This is a genomic window from Aurantimonas sp. HBX-1 (genome assembly GCF_021391535.1).
Classification (GTDB): Bacteria; Pseudomonadota; Alphaproteobacteria; order Rhizobiales; family Rhizobiaceae; genus Aurantimonas.
Genome location: NZ_CP090066.1, coordinates 2,969,718 through 2,981,753, shown reverse-complemented (window position 1 = coordinate 2,981,753; position 12,036 = coordinate 2,969,718). Strand labels below are relative to the sequence as shown.

General features: G+C 68.4%; 13 protein-coding genes. 8 read left to right on the top strand and 5 right to left on the bottom strand.

The genetic code is table 11. The annotated features are described in order from the left end of the window. Positions 1–20 precede the first annotated feature (20 nt). The 3 genes from LXB15_RS14210 to LXB15_RS14200 are packed head-to-tail and all read right to left on the bottom strand — an operon-like array spanning position 21 to position 1,797. Entirely contained in the window at positions 21–1,097 is a 1,077-nt protein-coding gene (locus tag LXB15_RS14210) for a 5-(carboxyamino)imidazole ribonucleotide synthase (protein ID WP_233949068.1), read from the bottom strand. Next, a complete protein-coding gene (gene purE, locus LXB15_RS14205) occupies positions 1,094–1,597 on the bottom strand; it encodes a 5-(carboxyamino)imidazole ribonucleotide mutase (RefSeq protein ID WP_233949067.1) in 504 nt (167 codons plus the stop codon). The genes LXB15_RS14210 and purE overlap by 4 nt, the downstream gene beginning before the upstream one ends. Next, the gene (locus LXB15_RS14200) at positions 1,594–1,797 is read right to left on the bottom strand and encodes a YdcH family protein (RefSeq protein WP_163043892.1); all 204 of its coding nucleotides are present in this window, start codon (positions 1,795–1,797) and stop codon (positions 1,594–1,596) included. The genes purE and LXB15_RS14200 overlap by 4 nt, the downstream gene beginning before the upstream one ends. 210 nt (positions 1,798–2,007) lie before the next feature. On the opposite strand from LXB15_RS14200, the gene LXB15_RS14195 reads away from it, so the two are divergent. Further along, the gene (locus LXB15_RS14195; RefSeq protein ID WP_233949066.1) at positions 2,008–2,184 is read left to right on the top strand and encodes a YdcH family protein; all 177 of its coding nucleotides are present in this window, start codon (positions 2,008–2,010) and stop codon (positions 2,182–2,184) included. Between the two features lie 45 nt (positions 2,185–2,229). Here the strand turns inward: LXB15_RS14195 and LXB15_RS14190 are convergent, their stop codons facing one another. Then, on the bottom strand, positions 2,230–3,861 hold the full coding sequence (locus LXB15_RS14190) for an acyl-CoA synthetase (protein WP_233949065.1): 1,632 nt from the start codon (positions 3,859–3,861) through the stop codon (positions 2,230–2,232). 58 nt (positions 3,862–3,919) lie between these two features. Beyond that, the gene (locus LXB15_RS14185) at positions 3,920–4,678 is read right to left on the bottom strand and encodes a sulfite exporter TauE/SafE family protein (RefSeq protein ID WP_233949064.1); all 759 of its coding nucleotides are present in this window, start codon (positions 4,676–4,678) and stop codon (positions 3,920–3,922) included. 259 nt (positions 4,679–4,937) lie between these two features. Between LXB15_RS14185 and LXB15_RS14180 the strand changes: the two genes are divergently transcribed. The 7 genes from LXB15_RS14180 to LXB15_RS14150 all read left to right on the top strand — a co-directional run bounded on the left by LXB15_RS14180 (position 4,938) and on the right by LXB15_RS14150 (position 11,955). Continuing rightward, positions 4,938–5,591 carry a thiamine phosphate synthase gene (locus tag LXB15_RS14180; protein ID WP_233949063.1) on the top strand — a complete coding sequence of 218 codons (654 nt, stop codon included), beginning with the start codon at positions 4,938–4,940 and terminating at the stop codon, positions 5,589–5,591. After that, positions 5,591–6,619 (top strand): tetratricopeptide repeat protein, encoded by a 1,029-nt coding sequence (locus LXB15_RS14175; protein WP_233949062.1) that lies wholly within the window; start codon positions 5,591–5,593, stop codon positions 6,617–6,619. Before LXB15_RS14180 ends, LXB15_RS14175 begins: the two co-directional genes overlap by 1 nt. Before the next feature lie 199 nt (positions 6,620–6,818). Beyond that, positions 6,819–7,382, top strand: coding sequence for an elongation factor P (gene efp / locus LXB15_RS14170; RefSeq protein ID WP_183209472.1), 564 nt, complete (start codon positions 6,819–6,821; stop codon positions 7,380–7,382). A gap of 77 nt (positions 7,383–7,459) precedes the next feature. Then, positions 7,460–8,278: an inositol monophosphatase family protein gene (locus LXB15_RS14165; RefSeq protein WP_233949061.1), complete on the top strand. Its 819-nt coding sequence runs from the start codon at positions 7,460–7,462 to the stop codon at positions 8,276–8,278. Between the two features lie 212 nt (positions 8,279–8,490). Continuing rightward, the gene (locus LXB15_RS14160) at positions 8,491–9,522 is read left to right on the top strand and encodes a MotA/TolQ/ExbB proton channel family protein (protein WP_233949060.1); all 1,032 of its coding nucleotides are present in this window, start codon (positions 8,491–8,493) and stop codon (positions 9,520–9,522) included. A gap of 3 nt (positions 9,523–9,525) precedes the next feature. Next, positions 9,526–10,554: a peptidoglycan -binding protein gene (locus LXB15_RS14155; RefSeq protein ID WP_233949059.1), complete on the top strand. Its 1,029-nt coding sequence runs from the start codon at positions 9,526–9,528 to the stop codon at positions 10,552–10,554. A gap of 144 nt (positions 10,555–10,698) precedes the next feature. Next, positions 10,699–11,955, top strand: a complete 1,257-nt coding sequence (locus LXB15_RS14150; protein ID WP_370640108.1) for a sorbosone dehydrogenase family protein — start codon at positions 10,699–10,701, stop codon at positions 11,953–11,955. Positions 11,956–12,036 lie beyond the last annotated feature (81 nt).

Sequence of the window (12,036 nt, the reverse complement as noted above, 5' to 3'; positions counted from 1 at the left end):
CGCCGCTCACCCATCCGGACTTACCGCCGCGAAAGCCGGGTGAAATGGCCCATCTTGCGCCCCGGCCGAGCTTCCGCCTTGCCGTAGAGATGCACCACCGTCTCCGGCTCGGCGAGCAGTTCGCCGACGCGGCCGATCTCGTCGCCGATGAGATTCTCCATCACGCAGTCCGAATGCCGCTGAGCCGCGCCCAGCGGCAGGCCGGCGATGGCGCGGACATGCTGCTCGAACTGCGACACGGCGCAGGCGGCCTCCGTCCAGTGCCCGGAATTGTGGACGCGCGGCGCGATCTCGTTCACTCGCAGACTGTCGTCGGCGAGCACGAAGAATTCCACGCCGATGACGCCGACATAGCCGAGCCGGTCGGCGACGCGCGAGGCGATCGCCTTCGCCGCCTCGGCGACATCCGGGTCGACCCGGCCCGGCACGGTGGAGCGCCGCAGGATGCCGAGGCTGTGGACGTTCTCGGCCGGATCGTAGGCGGCGACGGAACCGTCGGCGCCGCGCGCCGCGATCACCGAGCATTCGTAGGCGAACGGGACCTTCTTCTCGAGGATCGACGGCACGCTGCCGAGGCTCTCGAAGGCGTTGGCGTAGGGTCCGCTCGGGCGGATGATCGCCTGGCCCTTGCCGTCATAGCCGAAGCGGCGGGTCTTCAGGATGCAGTCGCCGCCGAGATCGAGCAGCGCATGGTCGAGCTCCTCGATCGAGTCGATCGCCCGCCACTCCGCGGTCGCAACGTCGATGCCGTTGAGGAACGCCTTCTCGACAACGCGGTCCTGCGCCACCTCCAGCGCCTCCGCCGGCGGATGCAGCAGCGCGGCGCCGATCGCCGCGCGCACCGGCTCGACCGGCACGTTCTCGAACTCGTAGGTGACGACGTCGCAGCTTCCGGCGAGGCGGCCGAGGGCTGCGACGTCGTCATAGGATGCGACGACGATCTCGCTGGCGACCTGGGCCGCCGGGCAATCGGCGTCCGGGTCGAGGATGGTTACGCGATAGCCGAGGCGGGCCGCCGCCATGGCGAGCATTCGGCCGAGCTGGCCGCCGCCGATGATGCCGATCATGCTGCCGGCGGGGAGGGGCGCCAGGCTCATGATTCGTCCCGCGGCGCGCCCGCCACCGCGTCGGTCTGGGCCTGCCGCCAGGCGTCGAGCCGGTTCGCGAGCGCGCTGTCGGAGAGCGCCAGCACGGCGGCGGCGAGCAGCGCGGCGTTGACCGCGCCGGCGCGGCCGATCGCCAGCGTCCCGACCGGGATGCCGGCCGGCATCTGCACGATCGACAGGAGGCTGTCCTTGCCGGACAGTGCGCGGCTTTCCACTGGCACGCCGAACACAGGCAGCGGGGTGAGCGCCGCCGCCATGCCCGGCAGATGCGCCGCACCGCCCGCCCCGGCGATGATCACCTTGAAGCCGGCGTCGCGTGCGCCGCGGGCAAATTCGTACAGCCGCTCCGGCGTCCGGTGCGCCGAGACGATCCGTGCGTCATACGCCACGCCGAGCGCGTCCAGCGTGTCGGCGGCGTTCTTCATCACGCTCCAGTCCGACTGGCTGCCCATGATGATGGCGACCGGCGGCAATGCGGCGGGCGCGCTCATGCGCTGATGTCCGGGATGATCTGGTCCTCGAGGTCCTGCAGGCGGTCCTTGATCGCGAGCTTCTTCTTCTTCATGCGCTGCACCTGGAGCCGGTCGCAGCCCATGGCCTCCATGGCGTTCACGGCGGCGTCGAAATCCGCGTGCTCCTGCCGCAGGCGTGCCACCTGGAGCCTCAGGCCCGCCTGTTCCTGATCCGCCATCATCACCCTTTCGGAACGCTTGCTCGCCGTCGAATCGTGCCCCGGCATTGCCATTGTGCGGGCCCGGCGATGATTAACAAATGCCGCATTGAGGCGATAGCGATGGACCCGTCCGCCGTTCGACAGTGCTACCGAATTGTGACACCTTCGAACGGTCGACGCCGCGGCTTTGGCAGACAGGCCGCGGCCTCACTTACGAAGGGAGAAGCCATGTCCTTGGATACCCATCTCGCGACGCTCGAACAACGCCACACGGCGCTGGATGACGAGATTTCGGCCGCGCTGGTCTCGAAGCCAGCCATGACGGATGCGGAACTCGCGGAGATGAAAAGGCGGAAGCTGAAGCTGAAGGACGAGATCGAACGTCTCCGCCAACCCAGGAACTGAGCCTCGCGCCGGGTGCGGGAATGCCCCGCGCCCGGTCGCCGAACCCTATCCAAGCATCTTTCGCAGCACGTATTTCTGGATCTTGCCGGTCGAAGTCCGCGGCACCTCGGCAAACCGTATCTCCTTGGGGCACTTGTACCGCGCGAGACGGGCCCGGCAGTGCTCCATCAGCGCTTCCGCCGTGACGCTGCGGCCGGGTTTCAGCTCGACGAAGGCCAGCGGCGTCTCCCCCCATTTCTCGTCCGGCTTGGCCACCACCGCCACGGTCGCGACATCGGGATGCTGATAGAGCGCGTTCTCGACCTCGATCGACGAAATGTTCTCGCCGCCCGAGATGATGATGTCCTTCGCCCGATCCTTGAGCTCGATATAGCCGTCCTCGTGCATCACGCCGAGATCGCCGGAGTGGAACCAGCCGCCGCGGAATGCCTCCGCCGACGCCGCCTGGTTCTTCAGGTAGCCGCGCATGACGATATTGCCGCGGAACATCACCTCGCCGATCGTCTCGCCGTCGGCCGGCACCGGCACCATCGTCTCCGCGTCCATCACCGCCAGATCCTCGAGCGCCGGATAGCGAACGCCCTGGCGCGCCGTCTGCGCGGCGCGCGCCGGACCCTCGAGAGCGTCCCAGTCCTGTTTCCATTCGTTGACCACGGCCGGGCCGTAGGTCTCGGTCAGCCCGTAGAGATGCGTGACCTCGAAGCCGGCGTCGCGCATCCCTGCGAGCACCGCCTGCGGCGGCGGCGCGGCGGCGGTGTTGAAGACGACGCTCTGCGGAAAGGCGCGCTTCTCGCTCTCGTCGGAATTGATCAGCATCGACATGACGATCGGCGCGCCGCAGAGATGGGTGACGCCGTGCTCGGCGATCGCGTCGTACATCGCCTTCGCCCGCACCCAGCGCAGGCACACATGCGTCCCGGCCTGCACCGCCAGCGTCCACGGGAAGCACCAGCCGTTGCAGTGGAACATCGGCAGCGTCCACAGATACACCGGATGGCGCCCGAGCCCGGCGGCGATGACGTTGGCATAGCCCATCAGCGCCGCGCCGCGGTGATGGTAGACGACGCCCTTCGGGTTGCCGGTGGTTCCGGACGTGTAGTTGAGGGAGATCGCGTCCCACTCGTCGTCCGGCATCTGCCAGTCGAAGTCTGGGTCGCCCTCGGCCAGCAGCGCCTCGTATTCCAGGCTGCCGATGGCATCTCCCTTGGCGGCCGGGGCGTCGGCGGGGAAGTCGGGATCGTCATAGTCGATCACCAGCGGCCGGCACGCCGCGGTCGCCAGCGCCTCGCGCATCACCGCCGAGAATTCCCGGTCGACGATCACCACCCGCGCTTCGGCGTGGTCGAGCTGGAAGGCGATGATCGCCGCGTCGAGCCGCGTGTTGATCGACAGCAGCACCGCGCCGGCCATCGGCACGCCGTGATGCGCCTCCAGCATGGCCGGCGTGTTCGACAGCATCACCGCCACCGTCTCGCCGCGGGCGATGCCGCGCCGCTGCAGCGCCGAGGCGAGCTGCCGCGAGCGGCGGTAGAAATCCGCGTAGTTCCGGCGCAGCGAGCCGTGGACGATCGCCGTCCGGTCCGGGTGCACCTGCGCGGCCCGCGACAGGAAGGTGAGGGGCGTCAGCGGCTGATAGTTCGCCGGGTTGCGGTCCAGATGCTCGTCATAGATGCCCATGGTTCCCCCGTCGGTTTCTTAGCTCTTTCCGGACTCATAGAAGACCGCGCGGCGCCCGTCACGACGAGAGGCCGACGATCCCGTCATAGGTGAGCTTCAGCCCGACCGGGACGAGCGCGCCATAGGCGATCCAGTAGAACGCCGCCGCATCGATGCGCCGCACGATCCACACGCCTGCCAGCGTCGCGACCAGGGCCAGCGGCAGCAGCACGGCCGAGGTGGCGAGGTTCTGGGCGGAGAACTGCCCGAGCAGGAAATAGGCCGGCAGCTTGGCGGCGTTGACGGCGGCGAAGAATATCACCGAGGTGCCGGCGTAGATCGATGGCGGCAGGCGCAGCGGCATCACGTAGATCTGGTAGGGCGGCGCGCCGGCGTGGCTGACGAAGCTCGCAAAGCCCGAGAGTGCGCTCCAGAAGCCGGCCCGGAGCCGGCTCGGCGCCCGGGCCCGCGTCTCGTGGCGCGAGGACACGAACCAGCGCACGGCGAACCACAGCGACAGCAGCCCGAGCACCACGCGGATGCCATCCGGCGGAACCAGCGCCGCGGCGAAATAGCCGAACGCCACCCCGCCGAAGGCGGCAGGCAGGGTCGACAGCAGCACCGCGCGGTCGAACTCGCCGCGCCAGGCGACGAGACCGATCAGATCGGTGGCGACCAGGATCGGCAGCAGGATGCCGGCTGCCGTCACCGGGTCGATGACGAACGCCATCAGCGGCACGGCGAGCAGCGTCAACGTGCTGCCGATGCCGCCCTTCGACAGGCCGACCAGCAGGACCGACGGAATGGCGAAGGCATAGAACAGGGGGTCGGTGATCAAGCGGCGGGCCGGTGTGGTGACGGTGGGACATCATCCTTACCGTCGGCGCCGCGGCCCCGGCAACCGTCGCCATCATTCCGCTCGCGGGCCGATCATCGGCCGCCTGCGCCGTCCGGCACGGCGGCGTCGGCGTGCCGGCGCTCGCGCGCTTGTGTGCATGGCGCGTTTCGCAAGCCACGCGGGATTTGCTAAAACCCCGCCGGGCGTCCAAGTGTCGCTGCGACATCAGCCAGAACTCCCGCGAGAACCTCGTCCGCCGATGAATGAAGACCTGATCCGTCCGAGGCTCGTCCTCATCACCACCCCGCTCTCCGACGCGGATGCCGAGGCCGCGATGCGCGCGGCGCTCGCCGGCGGCGACGTCGCCTCCGTGATCATCGACCCTGCCGGGCGCGATGACGCGGCGTTCCAGCGCCTTGCCGAACTGCTGGTGCCGATCATCCAGGAGGCCGGGGCCGCGGCGATAATCGTCGACGACACGCGCTGTGCCGGCCGGGTCGGCGCCGACGGTATCCATGTCACCGGTGGCGACATCGCCGCGCTGGCCGAGACGATCGAGCGCTTCGCGCCGAAGTTGATCGTCGGCGGATCCGGCTTCGAGACGCGCCACGAGGCGCTGGAGGCCGGCGAGAAGCTCCCCGACTATTTGTTCTTCGGCCGCCTCGGCGCCGACGTCGCCGACGAGGCGCACGAGAAGAATCTCGACATGGCCGAATGGTGGGCCGAGATCGTCGAGGTGCCCTGCATCGTCATGGCCGGCGCCAGCATCGACAGCGTCAGCGAGGCAGCCGCGACGCGCGCCGAGTTCGTCGCGGTGTCGGCGGCGGTCTTCGCCGAGCCGCAGTCGGCCGGCGCCGCGGTCGCACGGGCCAACGCCCTGTTCGACGAATACATGGAAAGCGAGGCTGCCTGATGCGCCGCCGCCTGCTCCGGACGCTCTTGCCGCCGTTGTTCGGCGGGATGGTCGTCGCGCTGGCCGTGATCCCCGCTGCCGCGCAGGCGGAGGACGACGGCAAGGTCACGATCGACGAGATGCTGCGCGGCTCGCAGGGCGACGACCTGCCGACGCCCTCCGCGGCGCCCGAACGTGACGCGCCTAAGACCGACGCGCCGGCGCGGGCGGACCTTGCCTACGGCGCCTTCCAGCGCGGCTTCTATCTCTCGGCCCTGAAGATCGCCGAGCCGCTGGCCAATCTCGGCGACCCGGCGGCGCAGACGCTGCTGGGCGAGATCTATTCCCGCGGCCTCGGCGTGCCGCAGGATCTGCAGGCCGCCGCCAAGTGGTACGAGGCAGCCGCCGGCTCCGGCAGCGCCGAAGGGCAGTTCCGCTATGCGATGATGCTGCTCGACGGCACCGCCGGTAAGGAGGACCTCGCCCAGGCCCGCGACCTGATGAAGGCGGCCGCCGACAAGGGCCTGCCGCTGGCGCAGTACAACTACGCCCAGATGCTGATCGAGGCGGCGCCGAATGCCGGTTTCGAGGAGGCCACGCCGCTGTTCGAGAAGGCTGCCAATGCCGGCGTTCCCGACGCGCAATATGCGATGGCCCAGATCTACGCCTATGGCCGCGGCGTCACCGCCGACGTCGCCCGCGCCCGCGCCTGGCTGCGTGCGGCGGCGATCAACGGCCAGGACATCGCGCAGATCGAGTACGGCATCTGGCTGATCAACGGCAAGGGCGGCGAGGCGCTGCCGGAGGAGGGGTTCCGCTTCCTCAAGCGCGCCGCCGAGCGGGGCAACCCGATCGCCGTCAACCGGGTGGCGCATCTCTACAAGGACGGCATCGGCACCGCGCCGGACACGGTTGAAGCGGCCAAATGGGCGGTGCTCGCGAAGCGCCTGTCCAACACCGATCCGGTCCTCGACGATTTCTTCCGGGGTCTCGACGCCGCGGCGCAGAAGTCGGCACTGGAAGCCGCGAACCGGATCGGCTCCGGCTGAGACGCGCGGCCGAGACTTGAAAGAAACGCGCGATTGTGGTCTTGAGCCGCCATCGGCGAGCTTCGCGCGCGATCTCGGCGCGCCTGCGCAAGGCTTGCTGCAGCGACCAGCGCCCGATTGACGATGCCCGACGTTACGCCCAACCGACGATGCCGCGCGACCGCGATCCGGGTCGCGGCCGAACCCTTCGAGAGCTTTCATGAAGATCAACGGAAACGAAATCCGCCCCGGCAATGTGATCGAGCACAATGGCGGCCTCTGGGCCGCGATCAAGACCGCCCACGTCAAGCCGGGCAAGGGCGGCGCCTTCGCCCAGGTCGAACTCAAGAACCTGATCGACGGGACCAAGCTCAACGAGCGCTTCCGCGCCTCGGAGACGGTCGAGCGGGTCCGCCTCGAGCAGAATGACTACCAGTTCCTCTACGCCGAGGGCGAGATGCTGGTGTTCATGGACACCGGCACCTACGAGCAGCTGGAACTGCAGAAGGATTTCGTCGGCGACCGCGCCGCGTTCCTGCAGGACGGCATGATGGTCACCGTGGAAAGCCACGAGGACAAGCCGATCGGCATCAAGCTGCCCGACCAGGTGGTGCTGACCATCGTCGAGGCCGACCCGGTGGTGAAGGGGCAGACCGCCGCCTCGTCCTACAAGCCGGCGGTGATGGACAACGGCATAAGGGTGATGGTGCCGCCCTTCATCGAGGCCGGCGAGAAGATTCTCGTCGACACCAACGAGATCACCTACCTGCGGCGCGCCGACTGACCGGTCGGCCGCTCTCGCTTCCTTCGCATCTCCCGGCCGGGTGTCCCGGCCGCATGACTCTTTCCTGAAAGCTCAAGATGGCCCGTTCCGCCCTTCTCAACGTGATGACCCAGGCTGCCATGAAGGCGGGCCGCGGGCTGATCCGCGACTTTGGCGAGGTGCAGAACCTGCAGGTCTCGATGAAGGGGCCGGCCGACTTCGTCTCCAATGCCGACCGGCGCGCCGAGGAGGTGATCTTCCAGGAACTGTCGCGGGCCCGTCCGGACTGGGGTTTCCTGATGGAGGAGCGCGGCGCGGTCGAGGGGCGCGATCCGCAGCATCGCTGGATCGTCGATCCGCTCGACGGCACCACGAACTTCCTGCACGGCCTGCCGATGTTCGCCGTGTCGATCGGGCTCGAGCGCGACGGCCAGCTGGTCGCCGGCGTGGTCTTCAACCCGGCGATGGACGAGCTCTACACGGCGGAGAAGGGCGGCGGCGCCTTCCTCAACGACCGCCGGCTGCGCGTCGCCGCGCGCCAGCGCCTGCCGGAATCGCTGTTTGCCACCGGCATCCCGTTCCTCGGCCAGGGCGATCATGCCGCATCCCTCTGGGAAATGCGCCAGATCATGGGCGAGACCTCGGGCATCCGCCGCATGGGTGCCGCCTCGCTCGATCTCGCCTATGTCGCGGCGGGGCGCTTCGACGGCTACTGGGAGCGGGCGCTGCGTCCGTGGGACGTCGCCGCCGGCGCGGTGCTGATCCGCGAGGCGGGCGGCTTCCTTTCGGGCATGGACGGCGAGAAGTTCGACCACATGCAAGGCGACGTCGCCTGCGGCAACGAATTCATGCACAAGGCGCTGGTGGAACAGCTGCGTCAGGCGACGTTGCGGCGGCAGGCGGCCAACGCTCTCTGAACGTCCGATACCGGGCAACTCGGCAAAACTTAACACGAATTTAAGCCTTATGCTGCTGCGTTGCAGCGTTCGGCGTTTAAATGCGCCGCATTGTTGCCTATTCTCGCCTCGCAATTCGAGTACAAGCGGCGTGGGAGCACATGCCGGAGGCGCGTTCGTGCGGAATGCCGGCTCGTGCGGCACCGGACCCCCACGGGAGTTGATGGAACGCGATGCAGGTATCTAGTTCGCCAGCCAGGTCGGCACGACCGGACGATTTCGATCCGACCCGGCTCTCCAGCCCCCTCGTGTTCCTCTGGTCGATGCTTGTGTTCCTGGCGCTCGTCGGGTTCCTCGCGGCGATCCTCGGCCGCCAGGTCGCCTCGGCCTTCGTCACCAATCCCGGACTGAACGGCCTGATCATCGGCGTGCTCTGCGTCGGCATCTTCCTGGCGCTGCTGCAGGTGCTGCGGCTGCAGCGGGAAGTGCGCTGGGTCAATGCCTATCGCGACGGCGCAGACGACTTCGACCAGATGAAGGACCCGGTCCTGCTGGCGCCGATGCGCGCCATGATCGGCCGGCGCCGGTCGCTGTCGCTGTCCACCCAGTCGATGCGCTCGATCCTCGATTCGATCGCCACGCGCCTCGACGAGACGCGCGACATCGCCCGCTACCTCATCGGCCTGCTGGTGTTCCTCGGCCTGCTCGGCACGTTCTGGGGCCTGCTCGGCACGATCGGCTCGATCGGCGCGACCATCCAGGGCCTCGACCCGTCGATCGGCGGCACCAACGCCATCCTGGATTCCCTCAAGGCGGGGCTATCGGCGCCGCTCTCCGGCATGGGCACGGCGTTCTCCTCGTCGCTGTTCGGCCTCTCCGGCTCGCTCGTCCTCGGGTTCCTCGACCTGCAGATCGGCCGGGCGCAGAACCGCTTCTACACCGAGCTCGAGAACTGGCTGTCCTCGGTCACGGACGTCGGCTCGGACATGGTGCTGGCGCCGGGCGTCGGCAGCGAAGGCAACCCCGAGCTGCGCCTGCTCTCCGAGCGGCTGGGCAAGCTGGTCCAGGACCAGGGGACCAATCCGCGCACCAGTGCGGCCATGGCCAATCTCGCCGAAAGCATCCAGGGGCTGGTTCAGCACATGCGCGGCGAACAGCAGATCCTGCGCGATTTCGTCGAGGCCCAGGCCGGCGAGCAGCGCGAGCTTCGCAAGGTGCTGGAGCGTCTGTCCGGCCAGCTCGGCGGCGGCGACAGGGGACGCTGAGCGATGGCCCTGTCGAGAAACCGCCGGAGCGAACGCAGCGTCGACTACTGGCCGGGTTTCGTCGACGCGCTGTCGACGCTGCTCCTGGCGATCATGTTCCTGCTGTCGGTGTTCGTGCTGGCGCAGTTCATTCTCAGCCGCGAGATCTCGGGCCAGGACGAGGTGCTCGACCGGCTGAACAGCCAGATCAACGAACTCACCCAGCTGCTGGCGCTGGAGCGTTCCTCCGGCCAGGATTTCGAGGACCAGATCGCCACGCTGCAGGCCTCGCTCGCGTCTGCCGAAGAGGATCGCAGCCGCCTGCAGCAGGCGCTGGATTCCGGCTCCGGCTCGGCGGCGATCGCCGGCGCGCAGGTCGGCCGGCTGGAGAGTGCCCTCGACGACGAGCGGGCGCTGTCGCAGCGGGCCCGCAGCCAGGTGGAATTGCTCAACCAGCAGCTCTCGGCGCTTCGCCAGCAGATCGCCGCGCTGGAGAGCGCGCTGGAGGTCTCCGAGGAGCGCGACGCGGAAAGCCGCACCCGCATCGCCGACCTCGGGCGCCGGCTCAACGTCGCGCTGGCGCAGCGCGTGCAGGAACTGTCGCGCTACCGCTCCGACTTCTTCGGCCGGCTGCGCGAGATCCTGTCCGACCGCGAGAACATCCGCATCGTCGGCGACCGCTTCGTCTTCCAGTCCGAGGTGCTGTTTCCCTCCGGATCGGACGACCTGCAGCCCGCCGGCGCCGAGGAGATGGCCAAGCTCGCCAATGCCATCGTCGAACTCAACCGCGAGATACCATCCGACATCAACTGGATCATCCGCGTCGACGGCCATACCGACAACGTGCCGATCTCGGGCGGCCGCTTCGAGGACAACTGGGAGCTCTCCACCGAGCGCGCCGGCGCCGTGGTCAAGTACCTGATCTCGCAGGGCGTGCCGCCGGAGCGTCTGGCGGCCACCGGATTCGGCGAGTACCAGCCGATCGAGCCGGGCGACAGCCCGGAGGCCCGGGCCCGCAACCGGCGCATCGAATTCAAGCTCACCGAGCGCTGACAGTCGTGCAACCGGGACCATTCATGCGGCAATCGGCTGCGCGGCGCGGATGATTGACGTCCGCGCGGGCACCATGCCAGCATCCCTGTCGTAAGGGCAAAGCCCTTGTCAAAGACCGTGTGGCAAGCACGGCAGGGAGGAAACATGGTTAGAATGCTGATGAGCACGGTGGCCTTTGCGGGCCTCCTTGCGGCGACCAATGCGTTCGCCCAGGGCGATGACAACATGACGAAGCTGCGGGGGATGCAGTCGACCGGCACGTCGATGGACTTCCGCACGATCGAGCAGACCGGCGAATATGCCGACCAGCTGCGGGCCAATCTCGAGAAGATCAAGCTGCCCTCCGGCTTCAAGATCGAGCTCTACGCGGTGGTGCCCGACGCCCGGCACATCGCGGTCGGCCCGCAGGGCGTGGTGACCTTCGTGGGAACCCGCAAGCAGGATGTCTGGGCGGTCACCGACCGCGACAAGAACCGCGTCGCCGACGAGGTCAAGCAGTTCGCCCCGTCGATCGAGTTCGCCATCCCGAACGGCGTATGCTTCTCCAAGGACGGCTTCCTCTATCTGGCGGAGCAGAACCGCGTCCTGGTGCTGCCGGCGGCGGAGTTCTTCTACGAGAGCCCGGACGTCGCGGTGGACGAGGTGGTGCCGAAGGGCGAGCTGATCCCGGTCGAGGAGGAATCGTTCAATCACACCGCCCGGGTCTGCCGGATCGGGCCGGACGACAAGCTCTACATCTCGCTGGGCCAGCCCTACAACGTGCCGCCCGCCGAGAAGGCCGATCTCTACGAGCGCACCGGTATCGGCGGCATCATCCGGATGAACCGCGACGGCTCCGGCCGCGAGGTCTTCGCCCGCGGCATCCGCAACTCGGTCGGCATGCAGTTCAACCCGGCGAACGGCGACCTCTGGTTCACCGATAACCAGGTCGACGGCATGGGCGACGACATCCCGCCCGGCGAGCTCAACCGTGCCACCGAGGCCGGCCAGCATTTCGGCTTCCCCTGGTATGGCGGCGGCACCGTGCGCACCAACGAGTACAAGGATTCCGAGGTGCCGGCCGACACGATCCCGCCGGAAGTCGAGATGACCGCCCACGCCGCCGATCTCGGCATGGACTTCTACACCGGCACCAGCTTCCCGCAGAAATATCGCGGCGGCATCTTCTCGGCCCAGCACGGCTCGTGGAACCGCACCGAGCCGGTCGGCGCCCGGGTGATGTTCACCCCGGTCAACGAGGACGGCACGGCCGGCGAGACCGAGGCGTTCGCCGAGGGCTGGCTGACGCCAAGCGGCGAATATATCGGCCGGCCGGTCGACGTCGCGGTGATGAAGGACGGCTCGCTGCTGGTCTCGGACGACCTCGCCGGCGCGCTGTACCGGATATCCTACGAGGACTGACCGGCCTCGTCTCAGGCTCCTGCGCCCCTGCGGGCGCGGGAGCGGCCTTGCGGGCGGGGCTTGCCGCCATCGCCGGGCGGC

Excerpts from the sequence above, each read along its gene's own strand:
- LXB15_RS14165 (WP_233949061.1), top strand. The coding sequence starts at position 7,460 with ATGGCCCGTTCCGCCCTTCTCAACGTGATGACCCAGGCTGCCATGAAG.
- LXB15_RS14175 (WP_233949062.1), top strand. The coding sequence starts at position 5,591 with ATGCGCCGCCGCCTGCTCCGGACGCTCTTGCCGCCGTTGTTCGGCGGG.
- LXB15_RS14210 (WP_233949068.1), bottom strand. The coding sequence starts at position 1,097 with ATGAGCCTGGCGCCCCTCCCCGCCGGCAGCATGATCGGCATCATCGGC.
- LXB15_RS14200 (WP_163043892.1), bottom strand. The coding sequence starts at position 1,797 with ATGGCGGATCAGGAACAGGCGGGCCTGAGGCTCCAGGTGGCACGCCTG.
- LXB15_RS14195 (WP_233949066.1), top strand. The coding sequence starts at position 2,008 with ATGTCCTTGGATACCCATCTCGCGACGCTCGAACAACGCCACACGGCG.
- LXB15_RS14155 (WP_233949059.1), top strand. The coding sequence starts at position 9,526 with ATGGCCCTGTCGAGAAACCGCCGGAGCGAACGCAGCGTCGACTACTGG.
- LXB15_RS14180 (WP_233949063.1), top strand. The coding sequence starts at position 4,938 with ATGAATGAAGACCTGATCCGTCCGAGGCTCGTCCTCATCACCACCCCG.
- LXB15_RS14150 (WP_370640108.1), top strand. The coding sequence starts at position 10,699 with ATGGTTAGAATGCTGATGAGCACGGTGGCCTTTGCGGGCCTCCTTGCG.
- LXB15_RS14190 (WP_233949065.1), bottom strand. The coding sequence starts at position 3,861 with ATGGGCATCTATGACGAGCATCTGGACCGCAACCCGGCGAACTATCAG.
- purE (WP_233949067.1), bottom strand. The coding sequence starts at position 1,597 with ATGAGCGCGCCCGCCGCATTGCCGCCGGTCGCCATCATCATGGGCAGC.
- efp (WP_183209472.1), top strand. The coding sequence starts at position 6,819 with ATGAAGATCAACGGAAACGAAATCCGCCCCGGCAATGTGATCGAGCAC.
- LXB15_RS14160 (WP_233949060.1), top strand. The coding sequence starts at position 8,491 with ATGCAGGTATCTAGTTCGCCAGCCAGGTCGGCACGACCGGACGATTTC.